This is a genomic window from Sphingomonas zeicaulis (assembly GCF_050433225.1).
GTDB lineage: Bacteria > Pseudomonadota > Alphaproteobacteria > Sphingomonadales > Sphingomonadaceae > Sphingomonas_D > Sphingomonas_D zeicaulis.
The window spans coordinates 410,773-433,066 of record NZ_JBNPXQ010000001.1; the positions used below are offsets into that span (position 1 = coordinate 410,773).

At 66.7% G+C, this 22,294-nt stretch carries 20 protein-coding genes; 11 read left to right on the plus strand and 9 right to left on the minus strand.

Features of this window, described 5'->3' with window-relative positions:
- Positions 1–2 precede the first annotated feature (2 nt).
- Both FHS96_RS02125 and FHS96_RS02130 read left to right on the plus strand, forming a co-directional pair.
- The gene (locus FHS96_RS02125; RefSeq protein ID WP_429587652.1) at positions 3–2,642 is read left to right on the plus strand and encodes a TonB-dependent receptor; all 2,640 of its coding nucleotides are present in this window, start codon (positions 3–5) and stop codon (positions 2,640–2,642) included.
- Positions 2,642–4,165, plus strand: coding sequence for a tannase/feruloyl esterase family alpha/beta hydrolase (locus FHS96_RS02130; RefSeq protein ID WP_429587653.1), 1,524 nt, complete (start codon positions 2,642–2,644; stop codon positions 4,163–4,165). Before FHS96_RS02125 ends, FHS96_RS02130 begins: the two co-directional genes overlap by 1 nt.
- A gap of 24 nt (positions 4,166–4,189) precedes the next feature.
- Here the strand turns inward: FHS96_RS02130 and FHS96_RS02135 are convergent, their stop codons facing one another.
- Complete coding sequence (locus tag FHS96_RS02135; protein ID WP_429587654.1) at positions 4,190–4,924, minus strand: SDR family oxidoreductase; 735 nt, start codon at positions 4,922–4,924, stop codon at positions 4,190–4,192.
- A gap of 42 nt (positions 4,925–4,966) precedes the next feature.
- Here FHS96_RS02135 and FHS96_RS02140 point away from each other — a divergent pair, with 42 nt between their 5' ends.
- Entirely contained in the window at positions 4,967–5,902 is a 936-nt protein-coding gene (locus FHS96_RS02140; RefSeq protein ID WP_429587655.1) for an AraC family transcriptional regulator, read from the plus strand.
- Between the two features lie 28 nt (positions 5,903–5,930).
- Here FHS96_RS02140 and FHS96_RS02145 read toward each other — a convergent pair whose 3' ends face one another.
- The 4 genes from FHS96_RS02145 to FHS96_RS02160 all read right to left on the minus strand — a co-directional run bounded on the left by FHS96_RS02145 (position 5,931) and on the right by FHS96_RS02160 (position 11,507).
- On the minus strand, positions 5,931–7,235 hold the full coding sequence (locus FHS96_RS02145) for an MFS transporter (protein ID WP_429587656.1): 1,305 nt from the start codon (positions 7,233–7,235) through the stop codon (positions 5,931–5,933).
- A 111-nt stretch (positions 7,236–7,346) separates the two neighbouring features.
- On the minus strand, positions 7,347–7,778 hold the full coding sequence (locus FHS96_RS02150; RefSeq protein WP_429587657.1) for a Saro_0803 family transcriptional regulator: 432 nt from the start codon (positions 7,776–7,778) through the stop codon (positions 7,347–7,349).
- Positions 7,768–8,814 (minus strand): Rieske 2Fe-2S domain-containing protein, encoded by a 1,047-nt coding sequence (locus FHS96_RS02155; protein ID WP_429587658.1) that lies wholly within the window; start codon positions 8,812–8,814, stop codon positions 7,768–7,770. Before FHS96_RS02155 ends, FHS96_RS02150 begins: the two co-directional genes overlap by 11 nt.
- Before the next feature lie 182 nt (positions 8,815–8,996).
- Positions 8,997–11,507: a M10 family metallopeptidase C-terminal domain-containing protein gene (locus FHS96_RS02160; RefSeq protein ID WP_429587659.1), complete on the minus strand. Its 2,511-nt coding sequence runs from the start codon at positions 11,505–11,507 to the stop codon at positions 8,997–8,999.
- A gap of 97 nt (positions 11,508–11,604) precedes the next feature.
- Here FHS96_RS02160 and FHS96_RS02165 point away from each other — a divergent pair, with 97 nt between their 5' ends.
- Entirely contained in the window at positions 11,605–11,958 is a 354-nt protein-coding gene (locus tag FHS96_RS02165) for a hypothetical protein (protein WP_429587661.1), read from the plus strand.
- Positions 11,959–12,028: 70 nt separating this feature from the next.
- On the opposite strand, the gene FHS96_RS02170 is transcribed toward FHS96_RS02165, so the two are convergent.
- The 4 genes from FHS96_RS02170 to ligK are packed head-to-tail and all read right to left on the minus strand — an operon-like array spanning position 12,029 to position 15,621.
- Complete coding sequence (locus FHS96_RS02170; RefSeq protein WP_429587662.1) at positions 12,029–13,015, minus strand: aldo/keto reductase; 987 nt, start codon at positions 13,013–13,015, stop codon at positions 12,029–12,031.
- Entirely contained in the window at positions 13,012–13,902 is an 891-nt protein-coding gene (locus FHS96_RS02175) for an amidohydrolase family protein (protein WP_429587663.1), read from the minus strand. Before FHS96_RS02175 ends, FHS96_RS02170 begins: the two co-directional genes overlap by 4 nt.
- Positions 13,899–14,954 (minus strand): 4-oxalomesaconate tautomerase, encoded by a 1,056-nt coding sequence (locus FHS96_RS02180; RefSeq protein WP_429587664.1) that lies wholly within the window; start codon positions 14,952–14,954, stop codon positions 13,899–13,901. The genes FHS96_RS02175 and FHS96_RS02180 overlap by 4 nt, the downstream gene beginning before the upstream one ends.
- Complete coding sequence (gene ligK / locus FHS96_RS02185; RefSeq protein ID WP_429587665.1) at positions 14,947–15,621, minus strand: 4-carboxy-4-hydroxy-2-oxoadipate aldolase/oxaloacetate decarboxylase; 675 nt, start codon at positions 15,619–15,621, stop codon at positions 14,947–14,949. Before ligK ends, FHS96_RS02180 begins: the two co-directional genes overlap by 8 nt.
- Positions 15,622–15,720: 99 nt before the next feature.
- On the opposite strand from ligK, the gene FHS96_RS02190 reads away from it, so the two are divergent.
- From FHS96_RS02190 to pobA, 7 genes are read left to right on the plus strand one after another with little or no spacing between them, the layout of a single operon-like run.
- Positions 15,721–16,917 carry a LysR family transcriptional regulator gene (locus FHS96_RS02190; protein WP_429587666.1) on the plus strand — a complete coding sequence of 399 codons (1,197 nt, stop codon included), beginning with the start codon at positions 15,721–15,723 and terminating at the stop codon, positions 16,915–16,917.
- 53 nt (positions 16,918–16,970) lie between these two features.
- Complete coding sequence (locus FHS96_RS02195; protein ID WP_429587667.1) at positions 16,971–17,831, plus strand: NAD(P)-dependent oxidoreductase; 861 nt, start codon at positions 16,971–16,973, stop codon at positions 17,829–17,831.
- On the plus strand, positions 17,828–18,853 hold the full coding sequence (locus FHS96_RS02200) for an amidohydrolase family protein (protein WP_429587668.1): 1,026 nt from the start codon (positions 17,828–17,830) through the stop codon (positions 18,851–18,853). Before FHS96_RS02195 ends, FHS96_RS02200 begins: the two co-directional genes overlap by 4 nt.
- Complete coding sequence (gene ligA, locus FHS96_RS02205) at positions 18,850–19,263, plus strand: protocatechuate 4,5-dioxygenase subunit alpha (protein ID WP_429587669.1); 414 nt, start codon at positions 18,850–18,852, stop codon at positions 19,261–19,263. Before FHS96_RS02200 ends, ligA begins: the two co-directional genes overlap by 4 nt.
- 1 nt (position 19,264) lies before the next feature.
- On the plus strand, positions 19,265–20,110 hold the full coding sequence (locus FHS96_RS02210) for a class III extradiol dioxygenase subunit beta (RefSeq protein ID WP_429587670.1): 846 nt from the start codon (positions 19,265–19,267) through the stop codon (positions 20,108–20,110).
- Positions 20,111–20,114: 4 nt separating this feature from the next.
- The gene (locus FHS96_RS02215) at positions 20,115–21,062 is read left to right on the plus strand and encodes a Gfo/Idh/MocA family oxidoreductase (protein ID WP_429587672.1); all 948 of its coding nucleotides are present in this window, start codon (positions 20,115–20,117) and stop codon (positions 21,060–21,062) included.
- A gap of 53 nt (positions 21,063–21,115) precedes the next feature.
- On the plus strand, positions 21,116–22,285 hold the full coding sequence (gene pobA, locus FHS96_RS02220; protein ID WP_429587673.1) for a 4-hydroxybenzoate 3-monooxygenase: 1,170 nt from the start codon (positions 21,116–21,118) through the stop codon (positions 22,283–22,285).
- Positions 22,286–22,294: the final 9 nt, after the last annotated feature.

The window sequence follows — 22,294 nt, forward strand, 5'->3', positions numbered from 1 at the left end:
ACATGACGGTCACCCGATCCACGCTGCTACTTGGCCGCTCCGCGCTCGGCGCGCTGGCGCTGAGCCTGACATTGCCGGCCTTCGCGCAGACCACCGAGCCCGCACTCGAGGCGCCGCCGCTTTCGGAAAAGGAAGAGCAGGACATCGTCGTCACCGGCAGCCGCATCCGCGGGATCGATCCGGTGGGATCGAACGTAATCGCGATCGACGCCGACACGATCGCGCAGGAGCCCGTAACCTCGACCAATGATTTGCTGCGCCGCGTGCCGCAGGTCGTCTCGCTCGGCGCCAACCGGGCCGGCGGCTCGGCGCAGAACGGTGCCGCCAACGCCACGCGCGGCGCCGGCATCAACCTGCGCGGACTTTCCACCAACGCGACCCTGCTGCTCTATGACGGCAAGCGCTTTCCGCCGCAGGGCACGCAGGGCCAGTTCACCGATCCGTCCGTGATCCCGTCGATCGCGCTCGGCCGCGTCGAGGTCGTGGCGGACGGCGCCTCGGCGATCTACGGATCTGACGCCGTCGCGGGCGTCGTGAACTTCATATTACGCCGGGATTTCTCGGGCATAGAGGCGCGTGCCCGGTACGGCTTCACCGACACCAATTATGACGAGAAACAGATCGCCGTCATCGCCGGGCACAATTGGGGCAGCGGCAGCGCGATGATCTCTGCCGAATATACCTCGAACAAGGTGCTGCGGGGTTCCGAGCTCGACTTCTACCAGAACGACAATCGCGACCGCGGCGGGCGTGATCTGCGCGTCACCAACTGCAACCCCGGGACGATCACCGTCGGCGGCGGCACCTATGCGATCCCCACGGGCGGCGTCACCAGCGCCAATGTCGGGTCGCTGGTGCGCGGCACCAGCAATCGCTGCTTCTATGGTGACAGCGATTATGTGATCCCGCCGCAGGAGCGGATCAGCGTCGTCGGCGCACTGAGCCAGGATATCACCGACGACATCCGCATCTTCGCCGACGGCTTCTACTCGCGGCGCGAAGGCGATGTGCTGATCAACCCGACGGTGAACGCCACCGTGCCCAGCACCAACCCCTTCTTCGTCAGCCCGGTCCCCGGCGCGACGTCGGTCAACGTCGCCTATTCGCTGGTTCCCGAACTCGGCCAGCTCCGCAATCCGTATCATGCCTCGTCGTGGAACGTGTCCGGCGGCGTCGAGGCCAATCTGTTCGGCGACTTCAGGGGCACGGTCTATTACGCGCATGGCGAGTCCGAAGAGGTGGCGGACCGTCGGCGTTCCGGCGTCAACGCCGGTGCGCTCGCCCGCGCGCTGGCCGACACCAACCCGGCGACCGCGCTCAACGTCTTTGGTGGGCGCAACAACCCCGATACGCTGGCGCGGATCACCGACAATCTGTTCGTCATCACCGGCCGGACCCGGCTGGATGTGATCAACGGCCAGCTCGATGGATCGCTGTTCGATCTGCCCGGCGGCGCGGTGCGCATCGCGGTGGGGGCCGAGCATCGCGTGGAATATACGTTTACCGATCTGCTCAGCGGGCAGGCGGCAACGGCGGTGCACACCGCGGATTCGGGCAAGCGCAACGTCGACGCGGTCTTCGGCGAACTGTTCGTGCCCGTCGTCGGCGCCAGCAATGCCTCGCCCGGCCTCGAACGCCTGTCGCTGAGCCTTGCAGTGCGGCACGAGAATTACAGCGATTTCGGCAGCACCACCAATCCCAAGATCGGCCTCACCTACGCGCCGTTCCCGGGGCTGACACTGAAGGGCACCTACGGCACCTCGTTCCGCGCGCCGACCTTTACCGAGGTTTCGACGCTCGCCGGTGGCGCCGGCCTCTACTTCGATACGCTGCCCGGCCCGGCCGGCAACCAGATCGGCATCGGCATCGCCGGCGGCAATCCGAACCTGAAGCCCGAACAGGCGGAGACCTGGTCCTTCGGTGTCGAAGCGGCGCCGGAGGAGATTCCCGGCCTTGTCGCCTCGCTCAGCTATTTCCGGATCGACTATACCGACCAGATCCAGGCGCTGCGCGGCACGCCGGGCTTGCTGACCAATCCGATCTATGGCTCTTTCGTGCAGTTCAATCCCAGCCAGGCCGAGATTGCGGCGCTGCTCGCCTCGGGCCTGCCGATCAACAGCGCGATCAACCCTGCCGCGGTCACCTTCATCGCCGACGGCCGCCGCCAGAACCTAGGCACCTCGCTGATGCGCGGGCTCGATTTCGTGCTCGCCTATGACTGGGAATGGGGTGATGTGAAGCTCGATGCCGGCATCCAGGGCACCTATCTGCTCGACTATCTGTTCGAAGCTGTGCCGGGTGCCGGGCTGACCGACGTCGCCGACACGCTGGGCTTCAGCCAGAGCTTCCGCAGCCAGGCCGACATCGGCGTGAAGTGGAACGGGGTGCGTGGACGCCTCACCTGGAACCATCTGCGCGGCTATTTCAACAACAGCGTCACCCCGCGCCAGCATGTCAGCAATTACGACACCTTCGATCTGTCGGTCGGCTATGAACTCAACAAGCACGTCACCCTGTCCGCCGACGTCCGTAACCTGTTCGACGAGGATCCGCCCTTCGTCGACACGACCAATGGCTTCGATCCGCAATCGGCCAATCCGATCCCGCGGTTGATCTCGGTCACGGCCGCGGTGAAATTCTGATGGCGGGCCTGGTCGCCGCCGCGCTCGCAGGATGCGCGGCGCTGACGGGCGCCCATGCCGGGGAGGTAAGGGTCACCGCCGCGACACCGGTCACGCCGCCGCCGGCCTGGGAGGCGCCGGACGGTCGCGGCACGTATCGCGGCCTGCCGGTATCGGTTGCCTTCTGCCGCGTCGAAGGCGTGATCGAGGACACTATTGGCTTCGAACTATGGCTGCCCGCCAAGTGGAACGGGCGGCTGCTGGGCGCGGGTGTGGGCGGCGACGCCGGTGTCTATAACTATATCGACATGAGCCGGCGCGTGGCGGAGGGCTTCGCCACCGTCACCACGGACAGCGGCCACAAGGCCAGCCAGGCACGCTGGATGGCCGATCCCAAGGCGCGGGTAGATTATGAGCATCGCGCCGTTCACCTGACCGCGGGCGCCGCCAAGGCGCTCGCCGGCGCCTTCTATGGGCGCGCGGTGGATCGCAGCTATTTCACCGGCTGTTCGGGCGGCGGGCGCCAGGCGCTCAAGGAGATGCAGAATTATCCGGGCGACTATGACGGCGTGATCGCCGGCGCGCCCGGCCCCTATATGCCGCTGCAGTCGGTGCGGATGATGTGGTTCTCGCTGCAGCAGAAGCAGATGCCGGATGCCGGGCTGACCGATGCCGACTGGTCGCTCTACGAGGCGAAGGCGACTGCGGCCTGCGATGCCGCGGACGGGGTGGTCGACGGCATCATCGGCAATCCGATGGCCTGCCGCTTCCGCGTCGAGACATTGCTGTGCAAGCCCGGCCAGACCGGGTCCTGCCTCACCGCCCCCAAGCTGGCGATGCTGAAGACGATCGTCTCGCCGATGAAGGATGAACAGGGGAGGGTGATGGACAGCGGCCTGCTGCCCGGCGTCCGAACGCGGCCCGGCCCGCCATCGCCGCTGCTGCGCGCGATGTGGGCGGATGGCGTCCACGATGATGCGAACTGGGACGAGAACAGCTTCCGCCGCACTGCCGATCTCGACGCCGCCAACCGCGCGATGCCCGAACTGCGCGCGGACAAGGTGGCCATCGCGCCGTTCATCAAGGCGGGCGGTAAGGCGATCCTCTACCAGGGCTGGGCGGATCCCTCGACCAACGCCGGCCCCACCATCGACTATTATGCCGCGCTCGCCCGGGCACATGGCGGCACCGCACGGCTGGGGGAGGCGGTGCGGCTGTTCATGGTGCCCGGCATGTATCATTGCCGTGGCGGGCCCGGCCCCGACGCCTTCGGCGCATCCGGCCAGCCGAGCTGGCCCAACGATCCGGGCCGCGACATGCTCTGGGCGCTGATCCGCTGGGTGGAACAGGGGCAGGCGCCGCAGCAGATCATCGCCACCAAAGACGTCGATGGTCAGGAAAGGCTGACGCGGCGGCTTTGCCCCTATCCGCAGGCAGCACGCTATCGGGGCAAGGGCGCGCCGGCTGACGCCGCGTCCTATCGCTGCACGGTCGATCCCAACCTCGAAAAGGCGATGGCGCGGCGCTCGCTGGTCGGGTCCTGAGCGCCGCGCACATTTACCAGGCGCTCAACCCTGCGCGGTCGGCCGGATGACGATGGTGCCGACGGCCACGTCGGCCGGCTGCTCCATTGCATAGAGCACGCCATTTGCGATTGCATCGGGCGAGATCGCGATATTGCCGAACCGCTCGTTGAGCATCCGACGGGACGCTTCGTCGGTGATGCCGTCGACGAAACTCGTCCCGATCATCCCTGGCGAAATCTCGGTGACCCGCAGATGCGGCCCGGCCTCCTGCCGCAGCACTTCGGTGGCGGTGCGCACCGCATTCTTGGTCGCGGCATAGACGCCCATGGTGGGGACGAGCTGGATCCCGGCCGTCGAGACGATATTGATCACATGCCCGCTGCGTTGCCGCTGGAACACCGGCAGCGCAGCGGCGATGCCGTAGAGCGTGCCGCGCAGGTTCACGTCGATCATCGCGTCCCAGTCCTCGACGCGCAGCGCATCGAAGCGTGAGATCGGGCCGATGCCGGCATTGTTGACGATGGCGTCCAACCGACCGCCCTGTTCGACCGCCAGCGCCACCAGCGCCTCGAGATCCTGCCGGTGGCGCACATCCGTCGCCCTGACCGCCGCCCGGCCGCCGGCAGCTTCGATCTCGTCCGCCACCGTCCTGAGTGCCGCCTCGTTGCGCGCGCCCAGAATGACGAATGCACCCGCCTCCGCCAGCCTCTTCGCCGTCGCGCGGCCGATGCCACTACTCGCGCCGGTGATCGCCACAACCTTGTCCACCAAGCTCATCATCAGTCTCCTTCGAACCGGGAGATAGGCAGCGTACCGAAGATGATCTATGCGATCTGGTCTATGGAATTGTCGCAATCGTCTAGATCGACGCCGGATCCGCTCTCGGACATCCTCGACGTGCTCGGCGCGAGGATCAGTCGGCGAACGCGCATGGAGGCTGCCGGCCAATGGGCGCTGGCATTTCCGGCGCTCGACCGGCTCAAGTTCGTTGCGATGCTGCGGGGGAGCCAGTGGCTGCTCCGCCCCAACCACGACCCGCAACTGCTGAGCGCCGGCGATGTCTGCCTGCTCGGCCGCACCGCCTATACGGTCGCCAGTGACGTGGCCCTGCCGGCGGCGGACGGACAGGCAGTGTATGATGCTGCCGGCGATGACGTGGCGCATCTTGGCGGCGACGATGTGATCGCGATCGGCGGAACGGTCACCTTCGATGCCGCCGAAGCCGACTTCTTCCTCGACATGCTGCCCGATGCCCTGTTCCTGTCGGGCTCCGCGCCTGCGTCGGGCACGATCGCGACGATTCTCCAATTGATCGCCAAGGAGATCGAGGAGGATCTGCTCGGCCGCGCCATCGTCAGCGCGCGCCTCGCCGACGTCCTGCTTGTCGAGGCCATCCGCGCCTATGGCCGGCAGGCGCCGATGGGATGGCTCGGCGCGCTGTCCGATCCGCGGCTCGGGCGGGCGCTGCGGGCGATCCATGCCGACACGACGGAACCGTGGACGGTCGAGCGGCTGGCGGGCGTCGCGGGCATGTCGCGCGCCGCTTTTTCCGCGGAGTTCATGCGCCGGGTCGGGCAGCCGCCCTTGTCCTATCTGCGCATGTGGCGGCTGATGGCGGCCAGAACCGCGCTGCATCGTGGCGGCATGACGGTTGCACAGGCGGCGCTGGCGGTCGGCTATACTTCGCAGAGCGCTTTCAGCCACGCCTTCCGCCGGGCATTCGGCGCGTCGCCGAAGGCAGGCCGGCGGTTTTAGCCGATCCGGCGCGCCGATCGCTTGTCCGTCAAGCGTTCGCCCGGCCCCGCAATCCCATCAGCGCGCCCGCCGCGATCACCGAGCCCAGCGCCATCAGCAGCGCCACCGTCGGCAGGCCATAGCCCGCCGCGAACAGGAAGCCGGCCAGCGCCGGCGCCAGCGCAGAACCGCCGCGGCCGATGCCGATGACGAAGCCGGTGGCGGTCGCGCGGACGCTGGTTGGGAAGGCCTGCGCGACCAGCGCATAGAGGCCGACGACGCCGGCATTGGTGGCGAAGCCGGCCATTGCCGCGACGGTGGAGAGCCCGGCGAGGTTGCTTTGGCCCTGGCCGAAGAGAATGACGAGCGCGGTCGAGACGAGCATCGCGATGATCGTCAGCGCCAGCACGCGGATGCGGCCGGTCAGCAGCCCCAGCACCAGCGATCCGGTGGCGCCGCCGATGCTCGCCCACACCAGCACGCCGGCGGCCTGGGGGGCGGGGAAGCCCATGTCGACGACGATCTTCGGGATCCATTTCAGGATGAAATAAAAGGTCATGATATGGGTAAGATAGGCGATGGTCAGCACCACCGTCGGCCGCAGCAGCGCGGGTGAGAACAGTGCAACGACCGGCACCTTGCGCGTCGCCGCGGCTTCGGGGGCGGGGAGGGTGGTGACCGGGGCCTGGCCCATGCGCGCCAATGTCCGGTTGATCCGCGCGAGCGCATTGACGGGGCGGCGGTGCATCAGGAAGGCGATCGATTCAGGCGCGCGCCATAGCACCAGCGGCACGAACAGCGCGCTGCAGGCCGCACCGAACAGGAACACCGCGCGCCAGTAATAATGGGCGAGCAGCACCGCCGAGATCGATCCGCCGACGATCGTGCCGACCGGATAGCCGCCCGCCATCAGCACCACCGCTAGCGAGCGCTGTTTCGCGTTCGCCGCCTCGGCGACTGCGGCGTTGGTCGCCGCCAGCATCCCACCGATGCCGAGACCGGTGAGCACGCGCCAGAGGCACAGCGTCGCGATGCCGGCGGAAGTCGCCGCGCCGATCATCCCGATCGTCATCAGCACCAGGCAGGAAAGGATGGTCGCCCGCCGGCCGATGCGGTCCGCGATGCCACCCAGCACCAGCGATCCGATCGCCATGCCGACCAGTTCCATCGAGAGTACGATGCCCAACGCCGCGCGGTCAATCCCCCATTCGGTGGCGATACCTGGGGAGGCGAAGCTGATCGAGAGCACGTCGAAACCGTCGAGCGCGTTGAGGCCGATCATGGTGGCGACGATGTTCCACTGGAAGCGCGACATCGGCGCCTCCTCGATCACCGCGCGTGGATCGGTTGCCATCACTCTCTCCTCGTCTGTGTCGTGCGCGGCCCGCGCCTTCTTTTCGACCATTGGTACCCGCGGGGAACCGTCAGGCTGTTTTGCGGTATATTGTTATGTGGCGCAACAAAATCAGCAATGGATGCGGGCCAGCAAGCCCTCCAGCACGGCGCGTTCGTCCGCGGTGAAGCGCGCGGTCAGCCACGCCTCATGCTCGGCGATCGCGCTTCGCGCCGCGGCGAGCGCATCAGTGCCCTGCGCGGTCAGGCGGAAGGCGATGCGACGGCGGTCGCCTGGCGACGGCGCACGGGCGAGCAGGCCACGCTTTTCGAGCGCATGGACGATGGCCATCGTCGTCGCGCGATCCATGTCGAGCGCGGCGGCAAGGTCGGTCTGGGCAAGGTCGGGATGGTCGCCCGCCAGCCAAAGCACGGAGACCTGTTTCTGGGTGAGGCCGAGCGCGGCGAAATGATCGGCGAAATGGCGTTGCACCGCGCCATGCGCACGGCGGATGCGCAGCCCCAGGATTGTTTCGAGCCCGCCGAGGTCGATCTCAGCCGGCATTGGTCAACGCGGCGGGGGCCAGTTCGGCGGCGGCGAGTTTGCGGATGATCGAGCGCGCGCGGACGGCGCCCTCGTCGATCGAATAGCCGCGCAGCTTGAGGTCGGGATTGGCGTCGATCGAGCGTTGCTGCGCTTCCAGCACCTCGACATCCTCGTCGAAAACGCGGCCCTGCTGCGCCTTGAAGCGTGCGGTGAAGCCGGGATCGTCGATGTCGAAATTGCGCGCCATGCCCCAGAAATAATGCGTGCTGGTCTCGGTTTCCGGCGTCATCGCGTCGACGACGAAGCCGCGCACGCCCGAATCATGCCGCTCGATCGTGTCGCCGGCGGCGACGGGCGAGACGCCAACATCGATCAGCACCGACGAGGGCGGCAGGAAGTGGCAGACCTGCCAGCGATCGACCGGGCCGGCGGAGCGCAGCGCATCGCGCCAGAAGGGCGGCGGTTCGATCCCCGGCATCCAGCGGCGCACCAGCACCTCTTCACCGCGCACCTCGGTTTCGATCGGCGCCTCGGTGATTTCATGCTGACCGATCGATCCCTGATGCACCCAGGTTTCGTGGCTGAGATCCATGAGATTGTCGATCATCAACCGATAATCGCAGCCGACGCGGTTGTAACCGCCGTCGAAGGTCCAGCCCGGCGCGCTGCACGGCCAGAAATCAGGCACCAGCGCGGGATCGGCGCGCGCCGGATCGCCGATCCATACCCAGACGAAGCGATGCTTCTCGACCACCGGATAGAGCGTGGCGCACACGCCGCGCGGCACGCGTTCGCTCTTGATCGGCATTTCGGTCGCACAGCCGTCAGGCCCCACCAGCAGGCCATGATAGCGGCAGCGCACCGAATCGCCTTCCTTATAGCCCATCGACAGCGGCAGCAGGCGATGCGGGCAGGCATCGCGCATCGCGACGACGCTGCGATCGAGCTTGCGATAGAACATCAGCGGTTCGCCGCAGATGGTTCGCGCGATCGGCGCGCGATCCACCTCTGAATCCCACCCGGCAACGTACCAGCGGTTGGCGATCCACGTCATGACCTCGGCTCCTCATCCAGCTTATTGGTTATGAGGCAATACTGTATGTGTTGCTTACAAAACACAAGAGGGAGACGGGCAGGCGTCGACACAAAAAAGGGCACCGGCGCTGTGCCGGTGCCCATCTTTGCCGATCGGGTGCCCTTCCTTCCGCCGAGGCGGAGGGAAGGGCGTTTCCCGTATCAGAGCACGAAGTCAGCCGCGGCGAGCTGGCCGCCGGTGACCGTGACGAGGATCGCGAAGTCGGCGATGCTGTCACCGTTCACGTCGCCGCGGATCTGCTGGAACGCGCCGACATTGGTGACGACGAGTTCGCCCGCGGTGCCGCTGAACGCCGACACCAGCGAGAAGGCGCCGCCGGCCGCACCCGAATCGATCGCGCTGAGGTCGATCAGGTCCGAACCCTTGGCGAAGTCACGTATGACGTCGCGGAATGCCGGCGCGCTGTCGGTCACATCCTCGAACACGAACGTGTCGGCACCCGCACCGCCGAGCAGCGTGTCGCGACCGGCGCCACCGGTGATGATGTCGTCACCGGCCTCGCCGAGGATGGTGTCGTCGCCGGCACCGCCCTCGATGACGTCATTGTCGGCACCGCCGCGGAGCGAGTCGGCGCCGTCGCCGCCGTCGATGGTGTCTGCGCCGCCGGCTCCATAGATGGTGTCGCGGCCCGCGCCGCCGATGAGGATGTTGTCACCCCCTTCGCCGAGCAGCGAGTCGTTGCCATCACCGCCGTCCAGCGTGTCGTTGCCGAGGCCGCCGCGCAGAGTATCGTTGCCGTCGCCACCCTGGAGGACGTCGTCGCCGGCATAGCCGTAGAGGATATCGTCGCCGGCGCGGCCGATCAGCGTATCGTTGCCGGCATTGCCGATGAGGACGTTGCGGACGTCGTTGCCGAGGATGGTGTCGTCGCCGCTGCCGCCGGTGGCGTTCTCGATCACCACGCTGTTCGCGATCGTGTAGCCGCCATAGATGGTGTCGACATAGGATACGACGCCGCCGCCGGTGGGCGAATAATCGAGCGTGGCGGCGAGCAGGTCGATATGCGCGTCGCGGGCGCCGTCATAGCGGATGATGTCGGTGCCGCCGGTATCCCAGATCGTCTCGAAGAAGGTGCCGGCGACATTGGCGTCGTCGAGGCGATAAAGCGTGTTGCCGGTATTCTGTGCATGCACGCCATAGCGCGTCTGGAGTTGCGCGATGTCGAACGCGCTGAGCGAACCGGACCAGCCATAGCCGATGTTGGCGCGGCTGAATGGCAGCGGACCACTCGGATGTGTCGCCCAGCCGTCATTATAGGACATGACGGTATAGACGCCCTGGTTGAGGTCATAGACACCGAGCGAGTCGGGGCCGGTGACGCCGAGCATGATGTCCGAACCGCCGCCCTCGTCATGCGGGTGGGCCAGGCCGTGGGCATGGCCGAACTCGTGCAGGATGACGCCATAGGAATAGCCGCCCGGCTGGAGGCTGGCCGGCAAGGTGAAGCCGCCGCTCAGCAGGTTGAACGCAGCGATGCCTTGCTGCGTGCCGTAGCTGGGATCACGCGGGTAGAAATAGGCGCCATATTCTTCGGATTCGGTGGTGAGCAGGCGGAACGTCGCCTGGCTCGCGTCAGTCGTGATGACATAGTTGACGCCCAGGATTTCCTCGAACTCGCCGAGCGCCTTCATCACCCCGTCGATCTGAAACTGCTGCCAGCCATAGGTGATCATCGGGTTGCCATCGTCACCAAGCTCGCCGAAATTCTCGCCGGCCGGTGCGAAATAGACATAGGCGGTGGGCACGCCGCCGACATCGACGAACGGCACGTTGGCGGCATTGACCCAGTCGATCGAGTCGAGCGGATCGAGGTCCGACGGGTCGATCTCGCTGACATCGAGCGTATAGCCGCCCAGCAGCGAGGGATCGTAGGGCTCGACCTGCACATAATAAGTGCCACCGGTCTCGGCGAAGAAACTGGCGCCGGTCTCGTAGTTGAGGCCGTCGGCAACCAGATTGCCTTCGGAATCGTAGATCGAGACATAGCCAATATTCTCACCGGGGAACGGATCGCCCAATTCCGCGGCGCCGGCTATGCCGCCGGCATAGGTGAAGGAATAGACTTTCCCGGCTTCGGCGGTGATCTGGTAGACGTCGATGTCGGTTGCGGAATCCAGATAGCCGAAGGTCGTTTCACCCACCGTCAGGACTTCGGCACCCTCGAACGTGTCCGGAGCGTCCTTGGCGGGGTCCTGTTCCCAGATATCGATGGTGTAATTGCCCGTGTCCAGCGACGGATCGCCATATTCGAGCGTGTACCACGACGTTGCATACAGATAATGTGTACCCGTTACGGTCGCGGTATAAGTGATCTGGGACGTGCGGCCGGCACCACCGTCATCGTCCTCGGTAATATAGACTTCGCCAGGGCCGAACAACGCAAGGTAAGGATCTTCGATACCGCCTTCGACGGTTCCGCGATAGGCGAAGCTGTAAGTCTGGCCGGCGACGAGTTCGACGGCAATCAAGTCTTCGGTTTCGGTGCCCGAAAGACTGCCGGTCAGTCTCGTATCGGCTTCTGCGGCAATCACACTGCTGGGGGCGCTGATCGCATTTTGTGCAATCATCGCCTCGATGACTTTTTCGGCCTTCGCATCGCTCTTGTCGATGATCGAACCATTCGAGTCAAAACGAACTAACGGTGACCCCATGTTAACCCTCCCGATACTCGTGGATGGCGCGATAGGGACCACAAGAAACTTAGCGTGGCAATAGACATGTGTGAAATCATGCGCCATGTTGAGTGACGTGCTGATAAGCCTCATCATTGCCGCGGCGGCGACTGCCGGCAGTCCTTTCCGGCCACTGCCGCCCGAGGACGCAAGACCCGATCCTGAGCGGCATGGCCCAGTCGAAACTGCGGCACCGACCGACGCATCTGGCGGGCGCGCGGGGCTTCCCTATGCCTTTGGGCAGCGCTTTCGCACGCTGGACGAATATTTACTGCATTTGAAGCAGAAGGCGGGGCCGATCGACTTGCCGTGGTGGCGACAGGTCGGGCCGGATCGGTTCGAGCGCGTGACCGCCAAGCGCGTGCCGCCGGGCAAGCGGGAGGCTGCCACGCGGGCGGAACTGCTCCGGCGCTTTGGCTTCGAGCGATAAAGGATGCGGGACGTCGCGCTTTCAGCGGCGGTACCGCAGGCCGGCTTCGATGCGCCGGCCCGCTCCATCGTCAGGCGAATTCCTCGGTGTCGATCTCGGCAAGCGTCGCGGCGGGATAGCGCGGCCCGGCGATCGCATGCGGTTGGAACAGATCGTCGAGCCGGTCGGCGAAGGCTTCCGGCAGGGGCGTGAGGTCGCTCCAGAGATTCTGTTGAAGATGTTCGAGATCGGCGGTTCCGGGAATCGTCACCACATGCGGACCGCGCCCCACCAGCCAGCGCAGGCAGAGCTGGGCGGGTGTCGCGTCCAGCTGCGCCGCAATCTTGGTGAAATCAGCCAACAGCGCCTGATTGCGCGCGAAGTTGTCGGGCTGGAAGCGCGGCATGGCGCGGCGGATGTCGCGATCGGGCAGCGCTTCGATCGAGGAAACCCCGCCCGCCAGGAAGCCGCGCGCGAGCGGTGAGAAGGCGACGAAGGCCGCGCTCAGTTCGCGCGTCGCTTCGAGCACGCCCAGTTCGGCATTGCGCGACCAGAGCGAATATTCGTTCTGCACCGCCGCGATCGGGTGCACGGCATGCGCCTTGCGCAACGTGCCCGCCGAGACCTCGCTGAGCCCGATCGACAGGATCTTGCCGGCCTCGACCATCCGCGCGAGTTCGCCGATCGAGTCCTCGATCGGCACGGTCTTGTCCCAGCGGTGGAGATAATAGAGGTCGACGCGGTCGGTCCTGAGCCGGGTTAGCGCCTTGTCGATCGTCCGGCGCAGCGTTTCCGGCCGCCCGTCGATCACACGCTTGCCATCCACGCCGGTCAGCCCGCATTTGGAGGCAAGGAAAAAAGCATCGCGGCGGTGCGCGATGGTTTCGCCGATCAACGTCTCGTTGGCGCCGAAGCCGTAGAGCGCGGCGGTATCGAGATGATCGTAGCCGAGATCGAGCGCCTCGTTGAGCAGGCGGCCGGCCGCTTCCGGTGCCGGCGGCGTGCCGTAGGCGTGGCTCAGCACCATGCAGCCGAGGCCGATCGGATGGACCGCGCGGCCGGCGATATGCCGAGTCATGCGTCTTCCGGCCAATAGAGCCGCATCGGGTTGGCGACGAGCAGCTTGTGCTGCAGTTCGGCGGTGGTGGCGATCTGGGGGATGACGTCGACCAGCCCGCCATCGTCGGGGATGCGCGTTTCCATATTGGGGTGTGGCCAGTCCGTGCCCCACAGCACGCGATCGGAATAGGCTTCGACCAGCGGGCGCACCGAGCGAATGAAATCGGCATAGGGTTCGCCGGCCGGATCGAGCCGGTCGGGGCAGGTGACCTTGGTCCAGATATTGTCGCGGCTGTCGAGCAACGCGCGGAACGCGGTCATGTCGGCGCCGTCGGGGCCCTGCGTTACGTCCGGCCGGCCCATATGGTCGATCACGATCGGGGTGGGGATGGCGGTGAGGAAGGGCTTCATTTCCTCGAGGATGTCGGCCTCAAAATAGACGACGACATGCCAGCCGAGCCGCTGGATGCGCTCCGCGACTGCCAGGAACTTGTCCTTGGGGGCGTCATCCACCAGCCGCTTGAGGAAGTTGAAGCGCACGCCGCGGATGCCGCCGGCATGCAGCGCATCCAATTCCTCGTCGCCGATCGCCGGATCGACCACCGCGACCCCGCGGCAGGTGCCGTTGGAGGCGGCGATGCCGTTCAAGGTCGCGCGATTGTCGGTGCCGTGGCAACTTGCCTGGACGATCACATTGCGCGCGAAGCCCAGCCGCTCGCGCAGCGCGAACAGCGCGTCGGGGCCCGCATCCTGCGGCAGATATTTCGCCTTGGGGCTGAACGGAAAATCCGCCATCGGCCCGAACACATGGCAGTGCGCGTCGACCGCACCGGCGGGCGGGCGGTAGCGCGGCTGCGAGGGGGTGAGCGTCCAGCTCCGGATCCGGCCCTGCTCGTCGGTGCTCATGCGAAAACCTCTCCGTCCATCAGTTTGCGCGCGGTGCGCAGCATGCCTGCCTCCGTCGGCGCGCCATCGGCGTCCACCGTCACGACGCATTCGGTGACGCCGGTCGGATGCTCGACGCCGAGCGTCTTGGTGCTGCCTCCCGGTGCGGCGGCGACCGCCTGCGCCGGCGAGCCTTCGACGAGACAGGCAGTCGCGACGCTGACCGCGCCGAGCACGCCGATCGAGGCATGGACGCGGTGCGGGATCAACGAACGCACCGCGATCGCGCCACCGTCGCGCGGCGCTGCCACGAGCATCATTTTGGGCACCGATTTCTCGCTGACGTCGCCAAGATTCATCAGCGGGCCGGCCTTCAGCCTGATCGCTTCCACCTTCGCTTTCATCTCGGCGTTGCCGTCCAAGGTCTCGCGATCCTCATAGCCGGTGACGCCGACATCGCCGGCCGCGATCACGACGCACGGCATGCCGTTGTCGATCATCGTCACCTTCACGCCCTCGATCTCGTCGACGCCGTTGCCGGTGGGCAGCAGCGCGCCGCAGGAGGAGCCGGCCGTGTCGCGAAAGGCCAGGGGGATCGGCGCCGCGGTGCCGGGCACCCCGCTGATCGTCGCATCACCCTGATAATCGACCTTGCCGCCCGGCGTCCGCACCGTCGCGACCGCGACCTGGCCGGTATTCTCCATGAAGATGGCGACGCGGGTTTCACCCTCCTGCGTGGCGATCAGCCCCCGCTCGATTGCGAAGGGGCCGACGCCGGCGAGCATGTTGCCGCAATTCTGGCTGTCGGTGACGATCGCCTGGTCGACAAACACCTGCAGGAACAGATAGTCGACATCGACGCCCTCGCGCTCCGATTTGCGCACCACCGCGACCTTGCTGGTCAGCGGATCGGCGCCGCCCATGCCGTCAATCTGGCGCGGGTCGGGGGAGCCCATCACGCGCAGCAGGAAGGCATCGCGTTCGGCGGTATCGGCCGGCAGGTCTGGCGCGAGGAAGAAGGCGCCCTTTGAGGTGCCGCCGCGCATCCACATGCAGCGCACGCCCTCACTCATAGCGCAGCCCCATCGCCTCCAGCTTTTCGCGCATCTTGTAGATGTCGAGCCCGAGCACGCCGGCGGCCAGCTTCTCGCGCTTGTCGGCCTCGGCCGCCTCGCGAGCCCGCGCCTTTTCAAGCACCGCGGCGGCATCGGCGCGCTTGACGACGCAGACGCCGTCGTCGTCGGCGACGATCACGTCGCCCGCCTCGATCGCGGCGCCGGCGCAGACGATCGGCACGTTGACGCTGCCCATGGTCGCCTTGACGGTTCCTTGCGCGAACACCGCCTTCGACCAGACCGGAAAACCCATCGCGGTGAGATCGCGCACGTCGCGGACGCCGGCATCGATCACCAGCCCGCGGCAGCCGCGCGCCATCGCGCTGGTCGCCAGCAGGTCGCCGAAATAGCCATCGAGGCAAGGGGAGGTAGGCGCGAGCACGATGATGTCGCCGGGCTGGAGCTGCTCGATCGCGACGTGGACCATCCAATTGTCGCCCGGCGGTGCCGAGATGGTGACGGCGCTGCCGGCGATCCGCGCGCCGGGGTAGATCGGGCGCATATAATGGCCGAGCAGGCCGATGCGGCCTTGCGCCTCATGCACGGTCGCGACGCCGGCCTCGGCCAGCCCGTCGATCACCGATGCATCGGCGCGGGCGATATTCTGTACGACGCGTCCAGCCATTCGACACTCCTTTGCGCAAGACGTCGAAGCCTAGCCGCTCGTTGCGCGGCGCCATGTTCGAACTTGCAGCGCCCGATAAGATTTTGCGATACGTCCATCATGGCCCGATCGTTCGACCTCAACCTGCGCCACCTCCGCGCGCTCGCCGCGGTGGTGTCGCGCGGCAGTCTCAGCAAGGCGGCGGAGGTGGTGGGGCTGTCGCAGCCGGCGCTGACCCAGGGGCTGGGCAAGCTGGAGCGGCAGTTGGAGGTGACCCTGTTCGAGCGCCGGCCCGACGGCGTTTCGCCGACCGCCGCCGGGCAGGCACTGGCCGAGCGGGCGGAGCGGGCGCTGGAGTGCCTGGCGGCGGGCGCGCGGCGATCGGCGCGAGGCTTCACCCGACCCGAATGGCTGATGACCGCGACCCAGCTCGAGGCCTTCCTTCATTTCAGCGATGCGCAGAGCTTCGTCGGTGCCGCCGATGCCAGCGGCGCATCCCAACCCGCGATCCACCGCGCGGTGCGCGATCTGGAGCAGATCTGCGGCACGCCTTTGGTCGAGCGGCGCGGGCGGGGGGTGGTGCTGACCACCGCCGGCCGGGCGATGGCGCGGGGCGTGCGGCTGGCCGAGCGGGAGATCGCGGCGGGCATCGTCGAGGCGCGCGGCGACGGCGGCGATGTCGACCGCATCGCGATCGGCGCGATGCCGCTCAGCCGCGCGCTGCTGCTGCCGCACGCGCTGGCCGCCTTCCTGCGGACGTCGCCGGGCACCGTGCTCGACGTGGTCGAAGGGTCGTGGCGCGAACTGATCGAGCCGCTGGTCGACGGCGTGATCGACCTGACCGTGGGCGCGCTGCGCGAGGATCCGCCCGCCGAAATCGAGCAGGTACCGCTGTTTACCGACCAGCTCGCGATCTTCGGCCGCGCCGGCCATCCGCTGGCGGGGGCGCTGCCGGACATCGCGCAGCTCGGCGCGCAGCAATGGGTGGTCGGCCCGGTCGGCACGCCGCTGCGCGCGCATTGGGAGGCGCTGTTCGCCGGCCACGCACTGCCGGCGGTGCCGATCGAATGCGGATCGGTGATGGTGATCCGCGGTCTGCTCGCGCAGAGCGACCTGCTGACTTTGCTCTCCCCCGACCAGATCGCGATGGAGGTGGAGGCCGGAATGCTGGCGCAGATCGGCCCGCCGCTGACCCGCGCGGTGCGGACGATCGGGATCAGCACGCGTGCCGACTGGCGGCCAACGGCGCGTCAGCGCGCGCTGGTCGACGCCATCCATGACGCAGCCCGGGCAACCAGACTTCAGGAAAGCGAATAGCCCCGCGGCCAATCCGATTGGCGGCAAACGGGGCGCTATGTTGGCTGTAGGGCATGTCATCGCTTGCCTTCATCGGGTTCGGGGAAGCCGGGATCGCCTTCGCGGCGGCCGGCGCGCGCGCCTATGACCTGAAGACCGACGATCCGGCGACGGCGGCCGAAAAACACCGGGATTACAAGGCCGTAGGGGTCATCGGCTGCGCCACTGCGGCCGAAGCGCTGGCGGAAGCGGAGGCGATTTTCTGCCTCGTAACCGCCGATCAAGTCCCCCTGGTTTCCCACGATTATGCCCCCTTTATCCCCCCAAATTCCCTCTGGTTCGACATGAACAGCGTCGCGCCGGAGACCAAGCGGGCGGCGGCGGAGGTGATCGAAGCGGCGGGCGGTCGCTACGTCGATGTCGCGGTGCTGGCGCCCGTCCACCCGCTGCGCTTCGCCGTGCCGCTGCTGGTCAGCGGCCCCCATGCCGACGAGGCGCGCGAGCGGCTGGCGGCGGCGGGGTTCACCAATGTCACGATCGTCGAGGGCGGGGTCGGCAAGGCGTCGGCGATCAAGATGATCCGGTCGGTGATGGTGAAGGGGCTGGAGGCGCTGACCGCGGAATGGATCCTGGCCGCCGAGGCCGCGTGCATCCGCGAGGAGGCGGTGGCGGCGCTCAATGCGAGCTGGCCGGGCACCGACTGGGCGGCGAAGGCCGACTATAATCTCGAACGGATGCTCACCCACGGCATCCGCCGCGCCGCCGAGATGGACGAGGTCGTCAAGACGCTCGACGCGCTCGGCACCGGCAGCGCGATGACCCGCGGCACGGTGGAGCGCCAGCGCGCGCTCGGCAGCCTCGGGCTCGCGGCACCGCATACGCTCAACGACAAGCTCGCCGCCCTGCTGGGACGCGAAAGGGACCAAGCCGCATGAGCCTGATCATCGATTGCCACGGCCATTACACCGTCCTCCCCAAGGCGCACGACGCCTGGCGGGAGGCGCAGAAGGCCGCGTTCAAGGCGGGCGAGGCCGCGCCGCCCTATCCCGACATCAGCGACGCCGAGATCATCGAGACGATCGAGGCCAACCAGCTTCGGCTGATCAAGGAACGCGGCGCCGACCTCACCATCTTCTCCCCGCGCGCCTCGGCGATGGCGCCGCATGTCGGCGATGAGGCGATGGCGAAGGAATGGGCCTATCGCTGCAACAATCTGATCGCCCGCGTCGTCGCGCTGTTTCCCGAGACCTTCGTCGGCGTCTGCATGCTGCCGCAATCGCCCAAGGCGGACATGGCCAACTCGATCGCGGAGCTGGAACGCTGCGTGACCGAACTGGGCTTCATCGGCTGCAACCTCAATCCCGATCCCGGCGGCGGCCATTTCCAGCACCCGCCGCTCACCGACCGCTACTGGTACCCGTTCTACGAGAAGATGGTGGAACTGGATGTGCCGGCGATGATCCACGTTTCGGGAAGCTGCAACCCGGCAATGCACGCGACCGGCGGCTATTATATCGCCGCGGACACGATCGCCTTCATGCAATTGCTGGAGGGCGACCTGTTCGCCGACTTCCCGACCTTGCGCTTCATCATTCCGCATGGCGGTGGTGCTGTGCCCTATCATTGGGGGCGCTATCGCGGGCTGGCGGACATGCTGAAGAAGCCGGCGCTCGACACGCACCTGATGAACAACATCTTCTTCGACACCTGCGTCTACCATCAGCCGGGCGTGGACCTGCTGGCGGACGTGATCGAGAACAAGAACATCCTGTTCGGTTCGGAAATGGTGGGCGCGGTGCGCGGCATCGATCCAACCACGGGCCATTATTTCGACGACACCAAGCGCTATGTCGATGCGCTGGCGATCGGCGTTGACGAACGCGCCGCGATCTTCGAGGGCAATGCCCGCCGCGTCTTCCCGCGGCTGGACGCGAAGCTGAAGGCGCGCGGGCTGTGACCGGCGGCCCGATCGACATCCACGCCTATCTGGCGGAGTTCGACGATATTCCCGGCACGCGCGTGTTCACCGCGAAGCGCGCGCGGCAGGGCTATCACCTCAACCAGTTCGCGATGAGCCTGATGAAGGCGGAGAATCGCGAACGCTGGAAGGCGGACGAGCGCGCCTATCTGAACGAATGGAAGCTCACCGACGCGCAGAAGCAGGCGGTGCTCGACCGCGACTACAATGCGCTGCTCGATCTGGGCGGCAACATCTATTTCCTCTCCAAGGTGTTCTCCACCGACGGGCAGAGCTTCCTCCAGGCGGTCAGCACGATGAGCGGCATGAGCCTTGAGGATTATCAGGCGATGATGGTCGCCGGCGGCCGCTCCCCCGAAGGGCTCCGCTCGCTGAAGGATCGCAAGTAAGATGGCACGCATCACGGCCGGCGTGGCCTCCAGCCACATTCCGGCGCTCGGCGCCGCGATCGACCTCGGCAAGACCGAGGAACCCTATTGGAAGCCGGCGCTCGCCGGCTACGAATGGACGCGCGCGTGGGAACGCGAGCAGAAGCCGGACGTCGTGATCCTGGTCTATAACGACCATGCATCCGCGTTCGACATGAAGATCATCCCGACCTTCGCGATCGGCTGCGGCGAGGAGTTCAAGCCCGCCGACGAGGGCTGGGGGCCGCGCCCGGTGCCCAATGTGAAGGGCCATCCCGACCTCGCCTGGCACATCGCACAGAGCTGCATCCTCGACGAGTTCGACATGACCATCATCAACGAGATGGAGGTCGACCACGGGCTGACCGTGCCGCTGTCGCTGATGTTCGGCCAGCCGGAGGAATGGCCGGCGGCGGTGATCCCGCTCGCGGTCAACGTCGTCACCTATCCGCCGCCCTCGGGCAATCGCTGCTGGGCGCTGGGCGAGGCGATCGCCCGCGCGGTCGCCAGCTATGGCGAGGATCTGAACGTGCAGATCTGGGGCACCGGCGGCATGAGCCACCAGCTCCAGGGCACGCGCGCGGGCCTGATCAACCGCGACTGGGACAATCGCTTCCTCGACCGGCTGGAAGGCGACACCCAGGATCTGCGCCACATCCCCCACATCGAATATCTCCGCGAGACCGGATCGGAGGGGATCGAGATGGTGATGTGGCTGATCATGCGCGGCGCGCTGGGCAAGGCCACGCGCGCGCTTCACCGCCATTATCATGTGCCCGCGAGCAACACCGCGGTCGGGCACGTCGTCCTCGAACCCGTTGGAGACTGATCCCGTGAAAATCGCACTCGCCGGCGCCGGCGCCTTCGGAGAAAAGCATCTCGACGGCCTGAAGAAGATCGACGGCGTCGAAGTGATCTCGGTGGTCGGCCGCAATCTGGAGCCGACCCAGGCGGTCGCCGCCAAATATGGCATCGGCCATGCCACCACCGAATTGGCCGAGGCGCTGGAACAGCCCGGGCTCGACGCGGTGATCCTGTGCACGCCCACCCAGCTCCACGCCGCGCAGGCGCTGGAATGCCTTGAGGCGGGCAAGCATGTGCAGGTGGAAATCCCGCTGTGCGACAGCCTGGCCGATGGCGAGGCGGTGCTGAAGAAAAGCCAGGAGACCGGCCTCGTCGCGATGGTCGGCCACACCCGGCGGTTCAACCCGTCGCACCAATATGTTCATAACAAGATCGTCGCGGGTGAGCTGAACATCCAGCAGATGGACGTCCAGACCTATTTCTTCCGCCGCAAGAACATCAACGCCAAGGGCGAGCCGCGCTCGTGGACCGATCACCTGCTGTGGCACCATGCCGCGCACACCGTTGACCTGTTCGCCTATCAGGCGGGACCGATCGTGCAGGCCAATGCGATCGAGGGGCCGCACCATCCCGAACTCGGCATCGCGATGGACATGTCGATCCAGCTCAAGGCGGCAAGCGGCGCGATCTGCACGCTCTCGCTGTCGTTCAACAATGATGGGCCGCTGGGCACCTTTTTCCGCTACATCGGCGACACCGGCACCTGGATCGCGCGCTACGACGATCTGGTGACGGGCAAGGAAGAGCCGATCGACCTCAGCGGCGTTGCGGTTTCCAACAACGGCATCGAATTGCAGGACCGCGAATTCATCGCCGCGATCCGCGAGGGCCGCGAACCCAATTCGAGCGTGGCGCAGGTGATGCCCTGCTACCGCGTGCTCGACGCGCTGGAAAAGCAGCTCGAAGCCGCGCGCTGACGCACCGGCCCCCGGCAGGCGCCGGGGGCCGCAAGACCGATTGAGGGGATATCATGAAGACCAAGGTCGCGATCGTCGGGGCTGGGCCGTCCGGCCTGCTGCTCGGCCATCTGCTGCGCGCGGAGGGGATCGACTGCGTCGTCGTCGAGCGCCAGTCGCGGGACTATGTGCTGGGCCGGATCCGCGCGGGCGTACTGGAGACGATCACCACCGACCTGATGACGCGGCTGGGGGTGGACGCGCGGTTGAAGGCGGAAGGGCTGATCGAGGGCGGCTTCAACCTCGCCAGCACCAACCATATCGTCCGCATCGATATCGCCGCGCTCACCGGCAAGCATGTCACCGTCTATGGCCAGACCGAGGTGACCCGCGACCTGATGGATGCCGCCCCCGACCGCGGCCTGCCGATCGTCTTCGAGGCGAAGGATGTCGCGCTGCACGATGTCGACGGCGCCGCCCCGTCGCTGACCTACAGCAAGGATGGCGAGACCCACCGGATCGAGGCCGACTTCATCGCCGGCTGCGACGGCTTCCACGGCCCCTCGCGCAAGGCTATCCCGGCGCACGCCGTTCGCGAATATGAGCGCGAATATCCGTTCGGCTGGCTGGGCATATTGGCGGACGTGCCGCCCTGCCATCCCGAGCTGATCTACGCCAACACCGACCGCGGCTTCGCGCTCGCCTCGATGCGCTCGGCGACGCGCAGCCGCTATTATATCCAGGTGCCGCTGACCGACCGCGTCGAGGATTGGAGCGAGGACCGGCTGTGGGACGAACTGGCCGCGCGCTTCGACCCGATCAGCGACCATGGCGTGACCCGCGGCCCAGCGCTGGAAATGTCGATCGCACCGCTGCGTTCCTATGTGTTCGAGACGATGCGTCACGGCCGCCTGTTCCTCGCCGGCGATTCCGCGCACATCGTGCCGCCCACCGGCGCCAAGGGCCTGAACCTCGCCGCATCCGACGTCGCCTATCTCTCCGACGCGCTGATCGCGCACTATGCGCGCGGCGACGATCGCGGGCTGGAGCAGTATCAAGCGAAGGCGCTGGCGCGGATCTGGAAGGCCGAGCGGTTCAGCTGGTTCCTGACCAAGCTGATGCACCGCTTCCCCGAGGACGGCGCGTTCGAGCATCGCATGCAGACGGCCGAGCTGGATTATGTCGCGAGTTCGGAGGCGATGCAGACGGCGATTGCGGAGAATTATGTGGGGTTGCCGTTGTAGGGGGACAAA

Coding starts and splice junctions, on each gene's coding strand:
- FHS96_RS02125 (WP_429587652.1), top strand. CDS start 3: ATGACGGTCACCCGATCCACGCTGCTACTTGGCCGCTCCGCGCTCGGC.
- FHS96_RS02130 (WP_429587653.1), top strand. CDS start 2,642: ATGGCGGGCCTGGTCGCCGCCGCGCTCGCAGGATGCGCGGCGCTGACG.
- FHS96_RS02135 (WP_429587654.1), bottom strand. CDS start 4,924: ATGAGCTTGGTGGACAAGGTTGTGGCGATCACCGGCGCGAGTAGTGGC.
- FHS96_RS02140 (WP_429587655.1), top strand. CDS start 4,967: ATGATCTATGCGATCTGGTCTATGGAATTGTCGCAATCGTCTAGATCG.
- FHS96_RS02145 (WP_429587656.1), bottom strand. CDS start 7,235: ATGGCAACCGATCCACGCGCGGTGATCGAGGAGGCGCCGATGTCGCGC.
- FHS96_RS02150 (WP_429587657.1), bottom strand. CDS start 7,778: ATGCCGGCTGAGATCGACCTCGGCGGGCTCGAAACAATCCTGGGGCTG.
- FHS96_RS02155 (WP_429587658.1), bottom strand. CDS start 8,814: ATGACGTGGATCGCCAACCGCTGGTACGTTGCCGGGTGGGATTCAGAG.
- FHS96_RS02160 (WP_429587659.1), bottom strand. CDS start 11,507: ATGGGGTCACCGTTAGTTCGTTTTGACTCGAATGGTTCGATCATCGAC.
- FHS96_RS02170 (WP_429587662.1), bottom strand. CDS start 13,015: ATGACTCGGCATATCGCCGGCCGCGCGGTCCATCCGATCGGCCTCGGC.
- FHS96_RS02175 (WP_429587663.1), bottom strand. CDS start 13,902: ATGAGCACCGACGAGCAGGGCCGGATCCGGAGCTGGACGCTCACCCCC.
- FHS96_RS02180 (WP_429587664.1), bottom strand. CDS start 14,954: ATGAGTGAGGGCGTGCGCTGCATGTGGATGCGCGGCGGCACCTCAAAG.
- ligK (WP_429587665.1), bottom strand. CDS start 15,621: ATGGCTGGACGCGTCGTACAGAATATCGCCCGCGCCGATGCATCGGTG.
- FHS96_RS02190 (WP_429587666.1), top strand. CDS start 15,721: ATGGCCCGATCGTTCGACCTCAACCTGCGCCACCTCCGCGCGCTCGCC.
- FHS96_RS02195 (WP_429587667.1), top strand. CDS start 16,971: ATGTCATCGCTTGCCTTCATCGGGTTCGGGGAAGCCGGGATCGCCTTC.
- FHS96_RS02200 (WP_429587668.1), top strand. CDS start 17,828: ATGAGCCTGATCATCGATTGCCACGGCCATTACACCGTCCTCCCCAAG.
- FHS96_RS02210 (WP_429587670.1), top strand. CDS start 19,265: ATGGCACGCATCACGGCCGGCGTGGCCTCCAGCCACATTCCGGCGCTC.
- pobA (WP_429587673.1), top strand. CDS start 21,116: ATGAAGACCAAGGTCGCGATCGTCGGGGCTGGGCCGTCCGGCCTGCTG.